The organism is Paenibacillus sp. AK121 (genome assembly GCF_019042715.1).
In the GTDB taxonomy this organism is placed as follows: Bacteria; Bacillota; Bacilli; order Paenibacillales; family Paenibacillaceae; genus Paenibacillus; species Paenibacillus polymyxa_C.
On the sequence record NZ_JAHPJM010000003.1, the window covers coordinates 127,484 to 149,748 of the forward strand.

15 protein-coding genes are annotated in these 22,265 nt (G+C 46.1%); all 15 read right to left on the reverse strand.

All coding sequences use genetic code 11. The features are described 5' to 3' along the window. Positions 1-29 precede the first annotated feature (29 nt). Positions 30-767 carry a CAP domain-containing protein gene (locus KSP24_RS06850; protein WP_216974777.1) on the reverse strand — a complete coding sequence of 246 codons (738 nt, stop codon included), beginning with the start codon at positions 765-767 and terminating at the stop codon, positions 30-32. Between the two features lie 204 nt (positions 768-971). Further along, complete coding sequence (locus tag KSP24_RS06855) at positions 972-1,433, reverse strand: GNAT family N-acetyltransferase (RefSeq protein WP_013371586.1); 462 nt, start codon at positions 1,431-1,433, stop codon at positions 972-974. Then, complete coding sequence (gene purT, locus KSP24_RS06860; RefSeq protein ID WP_019687815.1) at positions 1,426-2,610, reverse strand: formate-dependent phosphoribosylglycinamide formyltransferase; 1,185 nt, start codon at positions 2,608-2,610, stop codon at positions 1,426-1,428. Before purT ends, KSP24_RS06855 begins: the two co-directional genes overlap by 8 nt. A 129-nt stretch (positions 2,611-2,739) precedes the next feature. Continuing rightward, positions 2,740-4,578: an ABC transporter ATP-binding protein gene (locus KSP24_RS06865; protein ID WP_216974778.1), complete on the reverse strand. Its 1,839-nt coding sequence runs from the start codon at positions 4,576-4,578 to the stop codon at positions 2,740-2,742. After that, positions 4,575-6,350 carry an ABC transporter ATP-binding protein gene (locus KSP24_RS06870; RefSeq protein ID WP_013371589.1) on the reverse strand — a complete coding sequence of 592 codons (1,776 nt, stop codon included), beginning with the start codon at positions 6,348-6,350 and terminating at the stop codon, positions 4,575-4,577. Before KSP24_RS06870 ends, KSP24_RS06865 begins: the two co-directional genes overlap by 4 nt. A 256-nt stretch (positions 6,351-6,606) precedes the next feature. Then, positions 6,607-10,275 carry a dynamin family protein gene (locus KSP24_RS06875; protein WP_216974779.1) on the reverse strand — a complete coding sequence of 1,223 codons (3,669 nt, stop codon included), beginning with the start codon at positions 10,273-10,275 and terminating at the stop codon, positions 6,607-6,609. Positions 10,276-10,462: 187 nt separating this feature from the next. Further along, on the reverse strand, positions 10,463-10,915 hold the full coding sequence (locus KSP24_RS06880; protein WP_254207658.1) for a glutathione peroxidase: 453 nt from the start codon (positions 10,913-10,915) through the stop codon (positions 10,463-10,465). A 183-nt stretch (positions 10,916-11,098) separates the two neighbouring features. Then, on the reverse strand, positions 11,099-11,371 hold the full coding sequence (locus KSP24_RS06885) for a hypothetical protein (RefSeq protein ID WP_013310628.1): 273 nt from the start codon (positions 11,369-11,371) through the stop codon (positions 11,099-11,101). A gap of 67 nt (positions 11,372-11,438) precedes the next feature. Then, on the reverse strand, positions 11,439-12,113 hold the full coding sequence (nth, locus tag KSP24_RS06890; RefSeq protein ID WP_025365090.1) for an endonuclease III: 675 nt from the start codon (positions 12,111-12,113) through the stop codon (positions 11,439-11,441). 213 nt (positions 12,114-12,326) lie between these two features. Next, positions 12,327-12,977, reverse strand: coding sequence for a GerMN domain-containing protein (locus KSP24_RS06895; protein WP_216974780.1), 651 nt, complete (start codon positions 12,975-12,977; stop codon positions 12,327-12,329). Between the two features lie 49 nt (positions 12,978-13,026). Further along, positions 13,027-14,526, reverse strand: coding sequence for an N-acetylmuramoyl-L-alanine amidase family protein (locus tag KSP24_RS06900; protein WP_025678589.1), 1,500 nt, complete (start codon positions 14,524-14,526; stop codon positions 13,027-13,029). A gap of 294 nt (positions 14,527-14,820) precedes the next feature. Further along, a complete protein-coding gene (locus KSP24_RS06905; protein WP_216974781.1) occupies positions 14,821-16,395 on the reverse strand; it encodes an N-acetylmuramoyl-L-alanine amidase in 1,575 nt (524 codons plus the stop codon). A gap of 231 nt (positions 16,396-16,626) precedes the next feature. After that, positions 16,627-17,229, reverse strand: a complete 603-nt coding sequence (gene leuD, locus KSP24_RS06910; RefSeq protein WP_040103521.1) for a 3-isopropylmalate dehydratase small subunit — start codon at positions 17,227-17,229, stop codon at positions 16,627-16,629. Positions 17,230-17,250: 21 nt separating this feature from the next. After that, a complete protein-coding gene (gene leuC / locus KSP24_RS06915) occupies positions 17,251-18,675 on the reverse strand; it encodes a 3-isopropylmalate dehydratase large subunit (protein WP_013371599.1) in 1,425 nt (474 codons plus the stop codon). A 302-nt stretch (positions 18,676-18,977) separates the two neighbouring features. Beyond that, positions 18,978-21,836, reverse strand: a complete 2,859-nt coding sequence (locus tag KSP24_RS06920; RefSeq protein WP_216974782.1) for an alpha-amylase family glycosyl hydrolase — start codon at positions 21,834-21,836, stop codon at positions 18,978-18,980. Positions 21,837-22,265: the final 429 nt, after the last annotated feature.

Below are 22,265 nucleotides of genomic sequence, written 5' to 3' on the forward strand. Positions count from 1 at the left end.
ATGACGTTTGAAACGTTTTTTCTATCAACTTAGTTACGTGTGAACTCTTGTACCCAATATCCATTGTAGTAAGCCACACCGATTTGTGTATATTCTGCCTTCAAAATATTTTCACGATGTCCCTGGCTATTCATCCAGGCCTTCATTACTTCTTGTGGTGTTTTTTGTCCCATTGCAATATTCTCACCCGCATACGTATAAGTTACACCGAATTTTTTCATCATATCAAATGGTGAACCGTAAGTCGGAGATGTATGGGAAAAGTAATTGTTCGTGCTCATGTCCTTCGCCTTCGCTAAGGCTACTTCTGTAAGCTTCGCATTAGAGGTGAGGGGCTTCAGACCTTTTTGGCTGCGCTCGTTGTTTACAAGCTTTACCACCTCGGCTGCAAATTGAGACTTGCTCAGTTGTACATTAGAATCTGTAGACTGACCTGCACCTGAGTTGGCGTTTTGTGTTTGGGTCTGTTGCTTGGTAACAGTCTTTGAAGCCTTTTGGCTAGCCTGATTCGTCGTTTGCTTGCCAGAAGAAGGATTTGCTGTTTTTGTTTTAGCCTTGTCCTTTTCAGAATAATCCTTAATGACAGTCTTCGTTATTGTTGTCGTCCCATTGGACATATTGACTGTGTATCCGTTATTTTGAAACCACTGTTGTAATTGGGCAGACAAATCGTCAGCTGGTGAAGCTGATGCCGGAACGATGAATCCTGCGGATAAAACGGCGCTTAAGCTTCCCATCACCAGTGTTTTTTTCAACATATTCTTCATTTCGTCATCTCCTTGTTGTATAAGTGCCTTGGTGTGAATGTCTCAGGTTACAACTTTGTAATCTTTACTCTAGCAGTATATCATGTTTTATAGCATCATCAATGGTATAAAAGTTGGAAAAAAAATAGCCTGCTCGGCAATGACGAACAGGACTAAGTTAAAAATATTGAGGCTTTAAGTATTAGATTGTTTGTTGCAAGCTAATTATCTAAGCTTTTTGCTGAAACGGTAGCCTTGCTTCTCAAAGCCGATTCGGTTGTAGAAAGCACGGGCCTCTACTTGTTTGATGCGGTTATTCGCTCCAGTAATGAATAAATGATAGCAGCCTTGCGCACGCCCCCACTCCTCACCACAAGCAACCAATCGTTTGCCAATGCCTTCGCCGCGATACTCCCCGCTCACGACCAGCATGGTGATTTGTACAGCAGGATCAGGATAGGCCAGGCTTTGAGCCGTATGCATGCCGATTACTCCGACAACACAACCATCCATTTCTGCAACCATCATATTCGCTTGACTGTCCTCCTGCGCTGTTCCCATAACTTCTTTCATAACACCACAAGTCATCGGGTATCCGACTTCTCTAAGTAGTCCAGTTACGGCTTCACAATCGCCAAGCTCTACGGAACGAATTGTCAGTACTGGAATCATCACACTGTTAGACATGATTTACCTCCACTTTCAGCATATTGGCAGCTTCTTTGGCTGTCTTCCGTGCTGTCTCCACATCTTCTGCAGCGCTAAGCGCTACAGCCATCCGGCGTCCCGGCTTGGTTTCAGGCTTCCCGAACACTCGCACCTGTGTCCGGGGTAGCAATAGTGCATCATGCAGACCGCTTATTGCGAAATCGCGCGTTGCCACTTCTGCCTTCAAGGTAGCTGAAGCTCCTGGTGTAAGCAGCGTGACCGAAGGCACCGGGAATCCGAGAATCGCCCGTACATGAAGCGCAAATTCAGACAAATCCTGCGTGATCATGGTTACCATACCTGTATCATGCGGACGCGGGGATACTTCACTAAATATGACGCTATCAGCCGTTAAAAACAGCTCTACGCCAAACAATCCGTAACCACCCAGTTCATCCGTAATCGTACGGGCAATGTCTTGCGCCTCCGAAAGCTGCTTGTCCGTCATGCCATGAGGCTGCCAAGATTCGACATAATCCCCATCTTTTTGAATGTGGCCAATCGGTGGGCAAAAAGTCGTGCCTGATTCCGATCTGACGGTCAATAAGGTAATTTCGCTCTCAAACGGGACAAAAGCTTCAACAATGACACGTGTCGTTTTGGCACGCGCGCCTTCCAGCGCCGTATTCCAGCAGGATTCTGCGTCTTCGAGTGTCCGACATACAGACTGCCCTTTACCTGACGAACTCATTAAGGGTTTGACCACACATGGCGTGCCCAGCTCTTGAACCGCCGACCGTAACTGCTCAAAATGATCTGCAAAACGGTAGGCGGCAGTCGGAAGCTGTAATTTCTCGGCAGCCAACCTGCGGATACCCTCCCGGTCCATCGTAAGACGGGCGGCCCGGGCCGTTGGTACTACGTGAAATCCCTCTTGCTCTAATTCTTCCAAAGCACCCGTAGCAATAGCTTCGATTTCAGGTACAATTATGTCGGGCTGTTCCTTGCGAATTAATGCCTTCAACGCCTCAGCATCCTGCATATCCAGACAGTGAGAGCGATGAGCCACCTGCATTGCTGGAGCCAGCTCATAGCGATCTACAGCAATACATTCCACGCCAAGTCGCTGAGCTTCAATAATGACTTCTTTTCCCAATTCGCCGCTACCCAGCAGTAGCATCTTCTTAGCCTTGGCAGAAAAAGGAGCACCCCACATCTTGAACTCTTCCCCCTCTGACGATATTGCTCTGATCTCTTTTCATCTTTATTTTCAGGGTTTAGCTCCAAGAATGCAATAGTGCTCGGCATTTTAATTTACAAAAAACGCGATTTTTTGATCTTTTTTTTACAAAAATCTGAACTGTGCTTCCACCAGCCCCCGATATATTCCATGTTTTTTCATCAATTGTTCATGATTACCACTTTCTTGGATTTCCCCATGGTCCAGTACAACGATATGATCAGCATTCCGAATAGTGGACAAACGGTGAGCAACCATAAAAGAAGTTCTGCCTTCCAATAGAACCTGAAGAGCCTCCTGAATTTTCAGCTCCGTTTCCGTATCAATGCTAGCTGTGGCCTCATCCAGAATAAGAATTCGCGGATTAGCCAGTAAGGCACGAGCAAAGGATAAGAGCTGGCGCTGGCCCATGGAAAGCATCCCTCCACGCTCCTCTACCTCTGTTTCATAGCCATCTGGTAAGTGAACAATGAATTCATGAGCATTGACCGACTTCGCAGCCGCTTCAATTTCCTCATCCGTTGCATCCAAACGGCCAAATCGGATATTATCGCGTATCGTCCCCGAAAAAATAAATGTATCCTGAAGCACGATGCTAATCTGGCTGCGCAAGCTCTCCACCGTGACATCTCGCACATCATAACCATCAATGGTAAGTCGCCCTGACGTAATGTCATAAAAACGACTGAGCAAATTAATAATTGTACTTTTACCTGATCCGGTATGACCTACAAGCGCTATAGATTGACCTGCCTCGACAGAAAGATTAATACCTTTAAGCGCCTGACGTCCCTTTTCATATTCAAAAATGACTTTTTCAAATTGAATTTCACCCCGGATAGGCGGTAAGGCTTTTGCTCCCGGTTTGTTTGCAATATTCGGCTGTTCATCCATGAATTCAAAAATTCTTTCTGAAGAAGCCATCGCAACCAGTAGCTGATTGTACATTTGACCCAGCCGATTGATTGGCTCCCAAAAGTTCCCTACATAGTTGGCGAATGCAACCAGCAGCCCCACCGTAAGCTGATCTGTCTGAATTAAATGCGCTCCAAACCAGAACAGCACAAGCGTACCTAATCCTCCGGTAATATCAATAAGTGGGCCAAAGACCTGATTCATAGCAGAAGCCTTATCCCACGATTTTTTACTGGAGCTGTTCATATCGTCGAAATAAGCCATGTTTTCCTGCTCCTGCGTATACGCTTGTGTCACACGAATTCCCTGAATAGATTCATTCAAATGAGAATTGATACGCGAGTTCTTCATGCGTACTTCTTGCCAGGCGCGACGGATGCGTACTCGCAGCTTGGTCGAGATCAAAAACATGATCGGAACGGTCACAATCACTGCCAAACCGAGCTTCCAGTTAATAAGCAGCAAAATAACGATAATTCCGAAAAGCTGTACGCAGTCAATCAGGACATTCACTGCACCATTCGTAAATAAATCCTGTAGCGAGTTAATGTCATTCGTCACACGTACTAATACAGAACCCGCCGGTCTTTTATCAAAAAAGTTAAAGGAAAGCTTCTGAATATGCTTGAACAAATCTTCACGCAAATCGTAAATAACCCGCTGACCAATAATATTGGTGAATTTAATGCGGTACGTACTGGCTGCCCATTGAATTAAATATAACAAGAGCACGGCACCCGTAATGAGCAACAATAACTTTACGCTCGGCAGTGCAGGCCATGCGGGAGCAATGGCCTTGTCAATGGCCAGACTGATCAAATATGGAACCGTCAGCTTAGTAATCGTGCCGAGAATCATCATGACCAGAAGAATCGGCAGAATCTGACGGGCATAAGGTTTCATGTATGCTAGCAAACGTTTGAATTCCGCCCAGTTAAACGGTTTATCAATGACCTCATCATCTTGATAGACAAAGCGCTCATTGGTCGGCTTCTTTAACGGTTTGGCTTTTTCTACTGGAATATTCATGGTCTCACCTGCCCTTCGGATACACCGTCTGGAGCCTCCGCTATGTAATCGGCGTATTGAATATGATACACATCCTGATATGGACCTGGAGTAGCAATGAGCTGTTCATGTGTTCCACGTTGGACGATTCGTCCTTCCTCAAGCACTACAATTTCATTGGCATGACGAAGCGAAGAGATTCGATGAGCTATAATAAACGTTGTGCGTCCACGCATAACCTCTTGAAAACCGGACTGAATTTCATGCTCCGTCTCCATGTCGACCGCACTGGTAGCATCATCCAGCACGAGAATTTTCGGATTTTTGAGTAGTGCGCGCGCGATGGCGATCCGTTGTTTCTGCCCTCCAGACAGTCCCAATCCACGTTCACCAACAACAGTGTCGTAGCCCAGCGGTAATTCAGTTATGAATTCATGCGCCTGAGCCAGCTTGGAAACGCGTATGATGTCATCCATACTGACATGACTTAACCCATATGCAATATTGTTTCGTATAGAGGACGAGAACAGAAACGTCTCCTGAAACACAGAAGAAATTTGAGCACGTAAATCGCGAATTTTCAAATGACGTATATCCGTCCCATCCAGCTTGATGCTTCCTGCATTCACATTGTAGGCTCGCATGAGTAGTTGAATAATGGTCGACTTCCCCGAACCTGTTCCTCCTAAAATCCCAATGACCGATCCCGGTGGCGCATCCAGATTGATGTCAACAACAGCAGGTAGCTTATTTCCGTAAGCAAAGGTAACATGATCAAACGTCACATGACCCTTCACCTGATCGGCGTTGAGTGTAAGTGCATCAGCTTCATCGGTTACATCTACAGACTGATTCAGCAACTCCAAAACCCTTTCACCGGAAGCTTTGGACTGCGTATAGTTATTGATATGAAAGCCAATGCTCCAGATGGGACCGATAATGTACCAAATTAAGCTAAAGAAAGCGACGAGTTCCCCCAAGGTCATTGACTTCTGGATAACTAGATATCCACCCATGCCCAAGAGAAGAACCACACTGACCGAGGCAATCAGTTCCATCGCAGGAAAAAATCGACTCCATAAGGAAGCAGCCTGAATTTGGTTACTTTTGTACTGCTCATTACGTACGGAGAATTTTTCCACTTCATAGGATTCGCGAGCAAAAGATTTAACGGTTCGCACACCTGTAATATTTTCTTGTACCGCTGTCGTCAGGGCGCTGAGAGCAATTCGCATTTCCTGAAAGGTGGGATGAATCCGAGATTCAAATTTGAATGTGACGAAGAGTAGCAATGGCATGCTGATCATCGTAAAGAGGGTGAGCTGCCAATTAATATACAGCATCATGATAGAGCCGAATACGACCATCAGTAGCACATTGAGGAGTTGCGCAAAACCAAACCCGATAAAGTTGCGAATCGCCTCCAAATCACCAGTCAGACGGGACATAAGATCCCCCGTTTTGGCGGTGTCATAATATCTGAAGGACAGAAATTGCAGCTTTTCGTAACAGGCATTGCGAAGTCGATACGCCAGATAGTTACCTAGCCGTCCACCAAAAAAACCATGTAAAAATTGCATAAACCCTTTGATGATCACGACTCCCAGTACAGTCAGAGCCAGAACCGGAACTTTCTCGAAGTCACCGGGAATGATAGCGTTATCAATGAGCCGTTGGAGCAGGTTCGGATACACCAGTCCCAAGGCCGTCGCTATCGCAAGGCATAGAATGGAAAGAAATAGATAATGTCTCCTCTCACGAAAAAAAACTTGCAGTTGCCTGAGCACTTCCATGTCAAGTCCCTCCATTAGTTGCACGACGTTGTTATATGGCTTAGTGAAGTTTACCATCCGTGTTCCAAGGCGGCAAAGAGGATAACGGGCCGTTTTCAGGCAGGTTCGCAATTGGTAGGTGATTAGACAAATTAAATCGCTTTCTTATCATTGAATATGGCTATTTCCTCAGTTTTCCTTTCTTTTTGAAGTATGCTTAAAACACCGGATTGTCCCACAACCCGGTGTCCTGAACTTAATACAATCATGAACATATTTATATTGACTCTAAATTCGCGAGCTGATCAGCAAGCTCTTCCCAAACTTGTGGCTCCTCACCGCCCTTAAGTGCATGTTCCATACCACGAATCGTCTCCAGCATTTGCTCTCGTAGCTGTGCTTTCTGCCATGTTTGTTCCTCTTGCATCATAGCAACGTAAAAAAAAGACATTCGTTCTCGCTGCTGATCCACAGCTTCTCCGATTAACTGGCGTAATATGGGCTCCAGTCTAGTTTGTAAATTCGCCCGACCCATCCCTTCAAAAAATAGCTTTGGATTTTTAAAGCTATTCCAATAATCCTTCCACTGAATGGACTCCTGTAAGGAAATATCGCTCAGTTCGGGGACAACCCATTCTCTAAATCCAGGAACTGTGCAATCTAGCCCATTCAACTGAAGGTTCATGTGATCTACGCACTGTTGGATAGCTTTACGCACCAAGGCTTGCCCCATTTTTTCTAGTCTGAGGGTGGTTGCCAGCAATTCCTGAGACAACTCCAGTTCGATCAATCGCATCAGCTCACGACCACAAGATGCAAAGGCCAAACGAAGATCACCTACTCCTTCACGCAAAACAGATGGATGGAACGCTTCTGCCATAAATTCACCCGTCCGGTAGGCTAGCCTTTGGCGTACATGATACAGCAGTTCATCGGTTTCGTCCGACAGCACAGATCCACCATTGTTGTCAGTCGAACCAAGAAGCACATTCTCTAGTTCCCCACGAATTCGAGTTAATTGCTCTAATCGGAGCTCACGCTCTTCAGCGCTATACCGGGCATCAGCAGCATGTTGTTCTATTCGGCTCCGCAGACGTCCCAGCTCCTGCATAGCAGATGCAATAGACAAACCTGCCAGCTCTTCGGCTGCAAATGCCGAAAAATCATTTTCAAACACATCAAACCGTGAAGCTGCACGTAGCGAAGCCTCTCCCTGCTCGGCTGCTTCCAACGCCAGCATGCTGGAAAGCGGATAAATACGCGGCTTGCGGATTCCGTTCGCCTGAAGTTGTTCCTGTACATGCTGAGTCACAGAATATAGTTCATCTTCAGAAGACGCCAGATCGGATGCGTTGACGATAAAAAACGTCTGATTCAGCGCCAATGTCTCTTTGACTCGGCCCAATTGATTCAAGAACTGCCGGTCTCCTTGCGTAAACGCATGGTTATAATATGTCACAAATACAAGAGCGTCTGCATGCTTCATATAATTGAAGGTCACACCTGTGTGCCGTGCATTCACAGAATCGGCACCTGGCGTATCCACCAGCACGATGCCCTGACGAGTCAAAGTGCAATCATAATAAAGGTCGATATGCTCCACGAAGCATGATTTGCGCTCGGATGCGACAAAATCTCGATATTGCTCTAGATTCACCTGAAGCTGTTGTCCTAGCAAGCTTTCAGCTTCTTCCCATCCAGCTGCAGCAGCCTTCAAAAAGCTGTAATGAGGCCTTCCCGCAGGATGAATACCTTCTGGTGATAACGAATTTACGGCTTCTTGCCAGCCCACGGATGCTGGCTCTCCCAATCCTAATAACCGAAATGAGTATTTAAGATCTTCCCGCAACGCATCCACTGATTTCATGTGGACGTCAGCCGTGGCATGACGCTCATGACTTGTAGGCGCCATAATGCGATTAATCGCCGCTGTCGTCGGATGGGGCGATACGGGTAACACCGCTTCGCCCAGCAAAGCGTTGGCAAAGCTGGATTTGCCAGCACTGAATGCTCCGAATAGCGCCAGTGTAAAGCGCCCGTCCTCCAGTGCAGCAGCTCGCGCATGTAAATCCCGAACAGCCGCCTGCATCGCAGGGTACGGGCTTACCAATGCAGCGGCCGCCTTCAATCTTGTCGCTGCTGCATCCAGCCGCGTACGGCGGCCCCCGGCGGCAGACTGCGCTGTTGTCATGCCTGCTTGTGGCTGCACCGATGCGTTGTGCGAGCCAGCAATGTCTGGACGCACGGCACCTGTTGAAGCCGTATCTGTCGGGGCAGCAGCGGCAGTATCGGCCGCAGGAGCAGGCGTGCCCACACGGGGCAACCCGCCAGGCGCGGAAGCCTGCGGCAGCATGCTACGCAGCAGGTCGGCGTGCGAAGCCAAGGCTTGCAAGCGAGTGCTGTAACGGCTCGCAGCTTCCGCCTGCGCCAGCAACGCAGTGCGCGCATCCGCGAGAGCCTCGCGGCTGGCTTCGGCCCGTACCGCAAGCTGGGCCAGCAGGCGGTCTACCAGCGCCAACGCCTTGCGGCGGCAATCAGCGGTCACAGCAGCGCGCAGGTCCTTGCAATAGTTCAACGTATACTCCGGAGACAAAGCATTTTCCTTTACTGTCTGCTCTACCAGTTGCCGATCCATTGCAGGGCGGATGTCATCCAGCTCCTGTTCCATCGCAGCGGTCCACAAACCTTGACCTTCTCCCCATGACCTCAGTAACTCACGCACATGAGGCAACAGTTGTCCCTCCACCTGATCACTCAGCATCCCTGCCAGCCGGTCCAAACGGCGCTCCTTTTCTCGCTCCGTCTTTCCTCCGGCAAACCATAACCCTGTTTTAAAGCCCGGCTTGCGGCTTTCTAAATATTCGCCAGCCGCTTCACGTAGCTCCGCAGGCGTGAGATGAGCATGTTCCAGTAGATGATCCAGCTCTTGACGAAGCCGTTTATGCTCCTGCTCTGGAAGCATCCTCCAGTGTTCATCCTCTTGCTGTAAGGCCTTCTGCTCTATGTCCAGGCGCAAAATGGCCTCTTCTCCACCTGCTTCTTTGAGCAGTGCGTTCAGTTCCTCTTCTTCAGCGGCCTGCACCGTCTCCACATGCTGCTCTACCAAATGGTGCATAGAAGACACTAAACTATAAGCCAAAAGCTCTGCTTTGCGCTCCAGCAAATTCGGAATCAAGTACGTCAACTGCTCCCACTGATTCCAGGGGTGATTCTGTTCCTTCAAGGAAGTAAACAGAATGTCCGTGTAATGTACCTGCCAGGCATGAAAGCTGCTTTCCACCTCATTACGATAACGTGTAAAGGATAGCTCCCGCTCTCGGTGCTTATCGATTTGATTGATTATCAAATATAGTGGCTTGCCCCAATCCGACAAACTTTTGGCAAAAGACAAATTATTTTCAGATTGGACATGATTGTAGTCCATCACATAAAAAACAATATCAGCCCAATGTAAAGCTGAATGTGTCGCCATCGCGTGTCCGTGGTCTGTGGAATCTACGCCGGGTGTATCCAGCAGCACTCCTCCGCCAGATAATATCGGTATATCCTCCCATACTTCAACTGATTCATAGGCTCCACCATTTTTACAATACTCAGCAAGCTCGGACAGGGAAGCTTCCACGATTTCCGGCTCCGGGTTTTCTACCGATCGGGCTGGATGAATAAGCACTCTCGAACGTCCATGACGGATGGACACTACATTAGCGCTTGTAGGCACCGGTCCAGATGGCAGCACGGTTTTACCGCACAGGCTGTTAATCAAGCTCGATTTACCTGCTGAAAAATGTCCACAAAAGGCAATGGTCAACTCTTGCGCATGCGCTTTTTCCATCAAATCCCCTAGCGCCCTCGCTCCCGCTTCATCCCCTGCTTTACGCAAGTTATCCTGTATCTGTTCTATCGTATTCAACCACTTGTCCGCATCTCCTGTAATCGTTTGCATCATAAGCTACGGTTTCACTCCTTGTTTCTTATCTGCACCAAATAGCTATATTGTAGCATTCCTAAGCCACTGTGAGAATCATCACATTAAAAAAACTAAAAAAGCGCTCCCTGCCTGTACCTGGCTTTCGGGAACGCGTTCTTGTAAATGGCAAACCATAAGTTTATTTTATAATGTCCAAAACAGATCATCACAGTAATGCTTCAATATATTCTTCCATATCCAGAGGGTCTGTCGTTGCTTCAAATCGTTTGATCACTTTCCCGTTCCGATCAATCAGGAATTTCGTGAAATTCCATTTGATCGAATCTCCTGGTAAGTACTCAGGATGACGCTCATGAATTAAAGGAATAAGTATTTTGGCAACCGAATGTGTTTCATCAAAGCCCTCAAAGGGCAACGACGAAGCAAGATATGTAAACAACGGGTGAGCCTGCTCATCACGTACATTCACCTTTTGGAACATGGGGAATGCGACCCCATAATTCAGAGTACAAAATGTTTGCACACTTTCATTGGAATCCGCCTCTTGATCGGCAAATTGATTGCATGGGAACCCGAGAATCACCAAGCCTCTATCCTTATATTGATCATATAGACGCTGCAAATCCTGATATTGAAATGTAAAACGCTGAATAATCATAAATGCTCATTTAAGAAACTCCTCTGAAAATGTAATTGAAGATTTCATATTTAAATATGTGAAATCATCCATATCCAGCGTTTTATGACGGTCTTCAAGGTTCGTATATGCGCCTGCGGGCTGGTTAGACCAGCCGAGCCGCCTATACCGGAACATGCAACGCATGTCGTCCGCTAATTACACTTAATTAGCTGCAGTCTCAAGTACTGGCAGCAAAATTTCAAATACTTGACCATGCTGTAAGATCGTAATTCCACGGGATTTATCCTTCATTACGACCACTTCTGGTTTTTGTGACATACGCTCCAGGTAATGCTCAGGGACATCACCAGAATGACTAACTGTGATTCCCTCTAGCTCGCGCTCTTCGTTTTCAGCAAACTCTGTTGTTACAATTTGCTCAAAAATATCGGAGAACGCCTCAAAATTATCTGTATATACCGAAATGCACTTCATTACTCTTCATCCTTTTCTACACATAAATGGTTAAACCCTCTATTACCTTTATAGGTCTTTCGGGTCTTTAAGCTCTACGTTTCTTATCTTTTCTGATAAGAGACGTTTTCATACGTTTCTTGCCTTCCCTGCACACATCCAGCAATGGACACACCTGACATTGAGGGTTTTGAGCTTTGCAATGGTAGCGTCCGAAAAAAATGAGCCGGTGATGGGTCACAGACCATTCATCCCTAGGTACCCTTTTCATCAGCTTTTTTTCCACCTCAAGCACTGAATCATCCCACCCTGCAAAGCCGAGCCGTTTGGAAACGCGCTCTACATGCGTATCTACCGCAATAGCTGGTACATCAAAGGCAGTAGATACTACGACATTAGCCGTCTTGCGGCCAACACCGGGTAGCTTGACCAGTTGATCATGCTCCGAAGGTATCTCTCCCCCGTACTGGTCTATTAAAATCCGGCAGAGGTTATGAATATGCTTGGCCTTGTTTCGGTACAAGCCGATTCTACGAATATCCTGCTCCAGTTCCTCAAGAGGAACAGCCAAATAATCCTCAGGTGACTTGTATTTTTGAAACAGGTCTGCCGTTACTTTATTGACCATCTGATCGGAGCATTGAGCAGACAATAACACGGCAATCGTTAATTCAAAAGCATTGTCATGGTTCAGCTCACAATGGGCATCCGGAAACATCGTACCGATGGTGTCCAATATATGACGTGCGGTTGCTGCATTCACGGAAATCCTACCTCCTAGCAAAAAAAACGTCTTGATACGGGATAGCCCGCATCAAGACGGTCACTCTAAATAATCATCCGGAAAGAAACGAATACTATTTGTGCATGACTGCCTGCATAGGCGAGAAATACACTCCTATATTATCATTATCTGTCACAGATTGCACGTGAAAAGTGTGTAAATTCTCAAGAAATTTTCATACAGTCTGATCGATTAGCGGCTCATTGGATGCTCCAAATCTACATGTCCCATTAAGGACTCCAGAGATTGACCATCTACGAGCAAATCCAGCGTTTTGACTTCCTTGAATTGGAACATCGTTTGCTTCAAAGCATCGATAGCCAATTCCTCGCCGCCAGCTCCCAATCGAGCCTCATCCGGCAGGGAAATATCAAAGGTCAATGCACCGTTATCCAATTTGATCTTATGCACGGTAATTTTCTCGGACCACAACGGAATCAGAGCAGAATCACCGCTCTTTTGTAGAGCTTCAAACGCTTTTTGGAATTTTTCCAGCTCGCTCGGATAGGTAATTTCCTTTTTTTGTTCTTTCAAACCGTTCTCTTGTGTATCCGTATAATACACCGTGATCTGCTGTGTTTGACGATCTCCTGACTTTTCCGTGTCCGTCTTGGTCTTTGTAGGCTCCGTCTTCGGAGTTGCAGGTGTTTGACTCGCTCCATTATTTTCAGCAGACTGAGCTGATGGATCAGGGGTCGTCTGTTCGGGTGTACTATTTTGTGCAGCTGAAGTTTGTGTTTCCTGAGATGGAGTCGCAGGAGCCGATGTTTGCTTAGAGGCACACCCTGCACCTGCAATGGCAAACAGTGCCAGCAGACCTGCAATTACGATTTTCTTGTTCATATGTCTGTCCCCCTCCTTACTTGACGTTGGCAAGCGATTTGTTGAAGATTTATTTTACGTCGAGATACTCTGTGATTCCATCTGCAATCCCTTGAGCTACCCGGTTTTGAAAATCTTCATCAAACAGTGTTGCTTCCTCTTTTGCATTACTCAGATATCCTACTTCAAGCAAAACAGCTGGCATAGTCGTTTCCCGAATTACATGGAAATTTCCATAACGAATGCCGCGGTCTGTCAGACCCGTCGCAGGAGCAAAGTACTTATGCATAACGTTGGCGAACGCTTTGCTTGCACTACGCTGGTAATACGTCTCTGTGCCGTTGGAAGCTGAGCTACCGCTGCTGTTAGCATGAATGGACACAAACACGTTGGCTTTAAGATTTTCAGCCACTTTTACGCGCTGTTTAAGCTCCAAAAATGTATCATCGCTACGTGTTAACACAACCTCAAGCTTGGGGTTTTGTTTTAATATGCTTTCTACTTTCAGAGCCATCGCCAGGTTGAAGGTCTTTTCATAATTTTTTCTTGAAATACCAACTGCCCCGGAATCTTTTGCTCCATGTCCAGCATCAATAACAACGACCTTTTTACCATTGCTATTAACTGGAGATGTCTGCGTATCGTCCGGCTCTGACCCATCCGGTAACGTTGCGTCTGGCGTTGTATTCACTGAATCCTTGGAAGCCAGATCGACGATAACACGATTCGATCCATCATTATATGCGGTATAATTCATGGCATGTTTCAAATCAATAACAACTCGCACCGTTGATGGTTCCTTTTGGAATAAAGCATATCGGATACCGGACACATCCGCTTCATTCTCAATGTCCAGCGAACCATTTAAGTTGCTATCCAGCTTCTGCTGGTCTCCAAAATTGTCCGCAAATGCAGTCGCTGGCAAATCCACCACTACCCGATCAGGGCCTGTCATCGTAAACGCTTTCGGCTTGACAGCACCCGCTGTTGTGATGGTTAAGCGGTTTTGGCTGAAACTGACTCCCTGCACCTGCGTCACACCTGAACTCGCATTATTGGTTGGCGCAGTTACACTTCCTGTACCTGTACTGTTATTTCCGGACTTAGGAGGTGTAAATTCCCCGTTTCCAGACCCACTATTGCGGGTATATAATTTTACGGACTTGGTGCTGCTGTCCCATTTTACGTCCAGTCCCATTTGCTCGCCGATAAAACGAAGCGGTACAAGGGCATAATTGGAACGCAGCAGAGGCGAAGCATCCAGACTAATGTCGCTTCCATTGACAGTCGCCGTCTTACTCCCGATTATCATTCGGATCAAGGTACTGTCCTTCTCAATCGTTATGGTTCGCGCCTGCTGCTTCCATGTCACGTCATATCCCAAATTTTCAGAAATTACGCGTAGCGGAACCATCGTACTTCCGCCAATTACTTGTGCCTTAGCACCACTAGGGACACTTAACTGTTGATCGTCGAGATAGATTTGTGTTCCACTCGAAGCCGCATGTCCATAACCCGGAACCGCCCACATGAAGACAAATAATAACAACAAAAAACCAAATTTCTTCATTCGTCACCCTTCCATTCATAATTTTTTTGCCACATGCTCCGGTGCGGCGACCTGATATACGCGCTTATGTAATATCAGACAACCTTATAGACGTTATCTCACACCAAAAGTTGCGAATATATTCCATCATAACAGAAATATACGTGCCAAAGAACTATTTTTGTCGAATTTTGACTAAAAATATGGACCATTTGCTTCCCGTCAAAAGTCACAGCAAAAAAATAAAAAAAGCTACTTTTCACCCTCATGAATTTTCATTAAAAGGTGAAAAAGCAGCTTTTATTGCAAACTTTCTTAGTTGAGTGATTCAGTTACTCCTGTGCCTGTTCCAAGGTACTCTTTCAGGCCATCGACAATACCTTCGGCAATCATCTGCTGTGTTTCTTCTGTGAACATGGCCGCTTCATTTGACAGATTACTAAGGTAGCCACATTCCAGTAATACAGCGGGCATTTGTGATTTTCTCGTCACCACATGGTTTGCCACCTTAATACCGTTATCCTTAAACTCGGTTGCTGCTACAAGATGCTTGTGCATGATCGTGGCCAGGCTCAAACTTTCCTGACGTGCATAATAGGTTTCAGACCCATTAGCTTTTCCGTTATTAGAAGTTGGCATACTGTTACCATGAATGGAAACAAACACGCTAGCCTGCTGATTATTAGCGAGCTGTGGCCGTTCATCCAGTGTGGGATACGTATCTCCATTGCGAGTCAATACAATTTGAATATCAGGATCATTTTGGGCAAGCTGCTGGACTTTTAACGCTACCGCCAACGTAAATTCCTTCTCATGTCGTCCAGTCACACTGCCTGCTCCAGGGTCCTTACCACCATGTCCTGGATCAATTACGACGATTCGCCGTCCTTCGACATTCGTTGGAGCTACTATCTCCGGGTTCACACTACGTTCACGCAACTGAAGGGTGATATCACCTATGCCATTTGTTGAAAGATCGTAATCACGTGCCTTATTCAAAGCAATGACGATACGTGCGCCCCCTTTTGTTCCATCCGCAGGAGCAAATCTGATTTCCTGTACATCCTCACTGTAACTATTCACCAACGCCCGCGTGCCATCCTTACGAACCGGGAACGACTGGAGAAGATCTGTCGACAGTGAAGTCTCCGGTAAATCTACAACTATACGGTCAGGTCCTGTCATTTTGGATACTTTAGGAGTTAGGTCTTTGTTCAGAGAAATCTTTAACGTTTCATTCTCAAAAGAAATGTTTTGTACAAGCACCGCATTTGTAGTAGTCTGTTCTACATTCTGCTCCTTGGAAGTTGAAGGTACGGCTTCCGTATGCTTGTCTGCTTCAACCGGAGTTATTGTTGTCGCTGTTGCTGTAGACGTTTTATTTGTGCTTTTTGTACTCTGTGTTGACGTTTGCGACGGTTGTTGGGATTGAGACTGTTTATCCGCTGGTTGAGTTGCAATCTTCTGACTGAGATTTACGGATTTATTTTGATTATTCCAATCCACTTTTAACCCCATTTGCTCCCCGACAAAACGCAATGGAACCATGGTCGAGCTGCCCCGCAGCACAGGTGGTGCATCCAAACTAACTGTTTTTCCATTCACATCAGCCGATGTACGGCCTACATACATAGACATATCGGTACTGTTTTTTTGTATTGAAATTTTATAGGCTTGTGGCTCCCACTTAAACTGATATCCAAGCTGCTCCCCAACCACCCTGAGCGGTACCATGATTTTACCATTGACCATTTCAGGCTTGGCACCTGCGGGCGCTTCCACCCTTTTGCCATCCAAAAATAATTCTGCTCCAGCCGCATTCACATGAGGGGAGGACGGCCATAACCAAATCAAGATAGCCGCTAGTATCACCCAACCATATTTCTTCATCCTCATTCCCCTAACTTATATATGTATTTTTTGTGCTAATTACAGACATAGTCCTTCAACCATTTTACATTTACAATACCATGATGAGTCGAACCGTCAACCCCTTATTTACCAATTTATTTTCTAAACATGATAAAAGCCCGTAGGCAAAAGAGTTGCCAGTACGGGCTGTCTGTCTATCAAATAAATCAACTATATTTCTTCATATTAAAATTGGACTGGAAATGAGCATTATGCGCCTTGTTTCGCAGCACGCTTTTGCTCATAAGCCAGAATTTCAGACTCATGCTGGAGGGTCAAGCCAATATCATCCAAGCCTTGCAGCAGGAATTGACGGCGATGTTCATCCAGATCGAATTCAATACGCAGACCGTAATCGTCAGTGATCGTTTTTTCATTCAGGTCTACGTTTAATTGGTAATTATCATGCTTCGCCGTGCGCTGGAACAATTCCTCTACTTGCTCTTCAGACAGCTTGATCGGCAAAATACCGTTTTTAAAACAGTTATTATAGAAGATATCCGCAAAAGACGGTGCGATTACACAACGAAACCCATAGTCCATGATTGCCCACGGTGCATGCTCACGGGAGGAGCCGCAACCAAAGTTGGCGCGAGAAATCAGTACAGATGCCCCTACATAACGAGGCTTGTTCGGTTCAAATTCAGGATTAATATTGCCAGCCTCATCAAACCGCCACTCATAGAACAAAAACTGCCCAAAGCCTGTGCGCTCGATGCGTTTCAAAAATTGCTTAGGAATAATAGCATCCGTATCCACGTTCACCCGATCCACAGGCGCTACAATTCCTTTTAAAGTTGTGAAAGCTTCCATCGTTAATTCCCCCTCCGTATCCTAGCGGACAACTTCTTCCTGCTTGAATTTCCAATCTCGTACATCGACAAAATGTCCATGAATCGCCGCAGCGGCTGCCATTGCTGGAGATACAAGGTGAGTACGTCCTCCGCGTCCCTGACGACCTTCAAAGTTGCGATTAGAAGTTGAAGCACAACGCTGCCCCGGTTGAAGTACATCTGGATTCATCGCAAGACACATGCTGCAACCCGCTTCGCGCCACTCAAATCCTGCTTCTTGAAAAATGACGTCCAGTCCTTCTTCTTCAGCCTGAATTTTCACACGACCCGAACCTGGTACCACGATTGCCGTGACTTTGTCAGAAACCTTGTAGCCTTTGGCTACTTCGGCTGCAGCGCGCAAATCTTCAATCCGACCGTTGGTGCAGGAGCCGATAAACACATAATCAATTGCAATATCCGTGATCGGTGTGCCTGGCTTCAGATCCATATATTCAAGCGCTTTTTCAGCTGCTTTACGTTCGTTTTCTGTCGGCAATTCTGCCGGAATGGGTACGGTTGAGGAAATATCTGTGCCCATACCGGGACTGGTGCCCCACGTTACTTGTGGAATTAAGGAATCCACGTCAAACTCCAGCACGACATCAAACTCGGCGCCTTCATCGGTGACAAGCTCTTTCCACTCAGCAACCGCTTGCTCAAATGCGTCACCTTGGGCTACATGTTGACGTCCACGCAAGTAGTTGAAGGTCGTTTCGTCCGGCGCAATCATACCTGCTCTGGCTCCGCCTTCAATAGACATGTTACACACTGTCATGCGCTCTTCCATGCTCAACTCGCGGATGGACTCACCCGTGTACTCAATAACATAGCCTGTAGCGAAATCTGTACCGTATTTGGCGATGACACCCAAAATCATGTCCTTTGCCGTCACACCAGGTTTGCGACGCCCTACAAAACGAACTTCCATCGTTTTTGCTTTTGCTTGCTGGAGACATTGCGTTGCCAATACGTGCTCTACCTCACTGGTTCCGATACCAAAAGCGAGCGCTCCGAACGCCCCGTGTGTGGAGGTATGGCTATCACCACAAACAATCGTTTTTCCCGGATGAGTCAGACCCAGTTCAGGCCCCATAACGTGAACGACACCCTGATCCACCGTATCCAGATCATATAGTGTGACACCGAAATCGCGGCAATTTTGAGTTAATGTATCAATCTGCTGCTTGGAAATCGGGTCCGTAATGTTGTAACGATCTTTTGTCGGTACGTTATGATCCATTGTGGCAAACGTCAGCTCTGGACGACGCACCTTGCGACCGCTAAGACGTAGTCCCTCAAACGCCTGCGGCGAAGTTACCTCATGTACGAGGTGAAGATCAATGTACAAAATACTCGGCTTGCCCGCTTCCTGATAGATGACATGGTTATCCCAAATTTTCTCGAACATGGTCTTTTTACTCATCAATATTCACCCCTGTGTTTTTCGAACCTAGTGGAGAGAAGCTGTACGGCTCTCTCTTGGATGTCAACAATATACCACGACGTGTCTGATTGGTCTAAGATATGATATCTATAGAAGTGATAGTCTTGACCTATAAGCGCACTTAAGAAAATATTGAGGCAAGACTAAAACACCAAAGGCCGAAGGTTATTTTTCCTTTTGACCTTTGGTATGACTCTATTTTTATATCATTATCGTTTTGCGCTAAAACATTGAGATTGAGTGCATCACCATACCGTACATCGTCAATCTCCGATGACTGCTTACTTCAAATAGGTTCCCGTTTCTCCAATTCCACCACTGCCATTCAAAACATATACCCTTGCATTTCCTTTACCGGAGCAAGTCAAGGTAATTTTGCCATCCGTAACTTTTTTGGAATCACCGGTCACTGCATCCACATAGGTTCCGTTCGGAATTCCGGAAAACGTTGCGTTTCCCGAAATCGTGACCAACGCAAAGCTGTCAATGCCTTTGGCGCTGTCGGTATATCTTCTCTTAAACGCAAGATTACCCGTTACATTTTCTGTAGAATACTGGCCTTTTTGCAAGGCAGGAACAGCTCTTCTAATTAAATTTAGCTGTCTGATATGTTTCGCCAGAGGATGGTTGAGTGATTCCGCAAGCGTGCCAGTAGCATTTGTGTATTTGCCATAATCTTGTACCATAACACTGCCTTCTATGTGATCGCCGTAGTAAGCCCGTCCCGTTTTGCTTAGCGGTGCATTTGGACCCGGATCAATGACTGCCCCCTTTTGAAATTCGATTTCGGAGCCATAGAAGATGGCGGGTATTCCGCGGAAGGTGAACATCAGATCGAGATTCTCGGCCCAAGTATCTTGTGTGCCCGCAAATCTTTGATTTTCCGGAGCCTGGTCGGGCGCATAGTCATGGGAGTCGACATAGGTTACATTCCAGGTGGCATCATTGTAGTATTGATCTCCACTTCTCATATTGAAGGCTTCATGCGCGGTCTTGAATGCCCAATGCATAGGAAAATCTATCACATCCATACCCGATTTCATCGAATAGTCAGGCGTATGATAGGTATTGCCGATTAAGAAAGCATTGTTCGAGGTTGGCTGTCCTGCTGTAGTAGAGTTATCCGTCCACTCTTGTTCAACCGACATTTTATTAGAGGCATAGTCATTTTTCCCATCGCCCGGATATGATTTTGAAGCCTTCCAAGTATAGAATGGCGTTGAAATCGCTGGAATTCCGCTGTTCCAAACATCTCTGTACCGGGTGGCTACTTCTCCAAAAACATAGAAATCCGAGCCGCCTCTTGTCTTCCAGGCAGGAATATAGTACTTGTTGAAAATATATCGGCTCACATGCTTCACTGTATCGACACGGAAAGCGTCAACGCCCATGTCTATATAGTGATTGTAGGTATCAATTAAATATTTGTTAACTGCAGGGTTTTCCGTGTTCAAATCCACGCAATCTCCCGCTATCTGACCAGTCTGAACAGTATAGGACTCCCAGGAAAGACTTTTCTCTGTATGGTAAATATTATTATTCGTTTCGGCGGTCTTCATTAAAGCGAGCCTTGCCTGATACTGCTGATCGGGTGTCATGGAATCATAGTTTGACGGCAGCTTATCCGTAGTTTTCACCAAGTTGTTACCGGTATTCGGTTTAGCCGGATCTTTCTTAAACATGGGGTACAGATTCTCTTCACCAAAATTACCGGTATGATTGACGACGATGTCCTGAATAACCTTCAGCCCTTTGGCATGGGCCGCATTGATCAAATCCTGATAAGAAGCTCCCGCCGATTCATACCTTGGATCTACTTTGGCAAAATTTATAGCATGGTAACCATGATAATCATAACCGCTAGCATTCTGCACAACAGGTGTAATCCAGATGGCACTAAATCCAAGGGCTTTAATATAATCGAGCTTTTGAATCAGCCCCTTAAAATCTCCTCTCCAAGCAGGGTCCGAATCCGGATTACGCGCCTTGGTATCATCCCATGCGTGTACATTGTTGCTTTGATCACCGTCATAAAACCGGGAAGTAATCACGAAGTAAATAGTGTCTTCCCGAAAATCCCCCTTGTCTCCAATATTATAAACAAAGCTCTGTTTGGTTTGATTCCCAGCACCGTCTATAACAAGAAATTTTAATGTCGTGGTCTTGGAGATAAGGATGGACGGTCCGGTCAATCCGGCCAGTGCGTTACCGTGGATGTAGACTTTTGAGCTTGTGGTAGGTTCCGTACCATCCTCCGTGTAGTATGCCTTGGTCGTTGCCGCCTTGTTATCTTTCAGGTTGAAGGATACCGTCACAGAGGAACCGGAATGCCCGGCAGGCAAATTCGCCGTGATTGTCGGAGCTTGCAGATCGGCATTTAGGTCAATTACATAATCGAAAGAGGATGCATTTCCAGTTTGACCGATTGAATTGACAGCGAGGGCTTTGATAGTCAAAGAGGAAGCAACCTTGATTGGAGTGGTATACAAGGTCGAGGAGGTCGTAGGTGTCGAACCGTCTATCGTATAATAAATCTTATCGCCACTGTTGGTGCTGGACAGCGTTACCATTTGGGCCGAATCGTATGTTTTCGGCTCGGGAGAGATGGAAACCACCGGAAGTTTTGGAGTTTCCGGGTTGGCATCATACCATACGTTATCCGTGTAATACCAGCCCTCTTTCACACTGCGGGACAAGTCGGCCGTCTGTTTGCCACTACCATCATTAAAGATGAGACTTGAGCCTGTCGCCTCGGCAATCGTATAGCTATACCAGTCGTTTCCGTCCGACTTCATCAGAATTCCGGGCCACGCCCCACTAATCGGAACGGTTGCCGGATTCAAATTCCAGTAATGGATTCGAATTGCTGAATTCCAGCTTGCAGGCTTTTTAAAGTGAACCGTTAATCCGTTTTGAGTTGATGTAGGTGATGTAGGTGATGCTGTAGGTGCATACGTCGCAGTAACGGTAGAAGTGGCCGATGCGGTTGGCAGTGGAAGAGCATTCACTGTGGAATTCGTATAGGCGGCTGTATAATCGGTGTTACTGGCCGAAGCACCGCCAGGTAAACCGAAAAAGTTCAAGCAAAGCGACAGTATAATCAACCAAGAAATAAAACTCCCTGTTTTTTTTCTTAGCAAGTTAACACCCTCCTGATAAAATTTAGTAGCTAGATAGTGCAACCGGTTGCATAAAAATAAAAAAAAAAAGAAAGACACTTATTTTGGATAAAATGAATCCATTGATCGCCTCCCCCGTGTTATGTAAGGAAAATCATTGTACGCGCTTACAAAATAAACTCTTAAAAAAGCCCGTTTAAATACGGATCCAAAATAATTAATGATTTTTCCTTTTTTGATTATATCATCCATACTTTTCCTCGGTCAATGTATTTGCTAGTGTGTAGATTTCCTCTGACCATAATCACTCTTTATGAAAACCAATGGCTACTTTTCAGAAGTCTCTCGCTCGCAAATTCCCAGCATACCTACCTCCAATCTAAACTATGTAAAATTTTGGTTGGGTGTAATGAATTTCACATCTTTCCGGGTCAACCTGTTCTACCATAG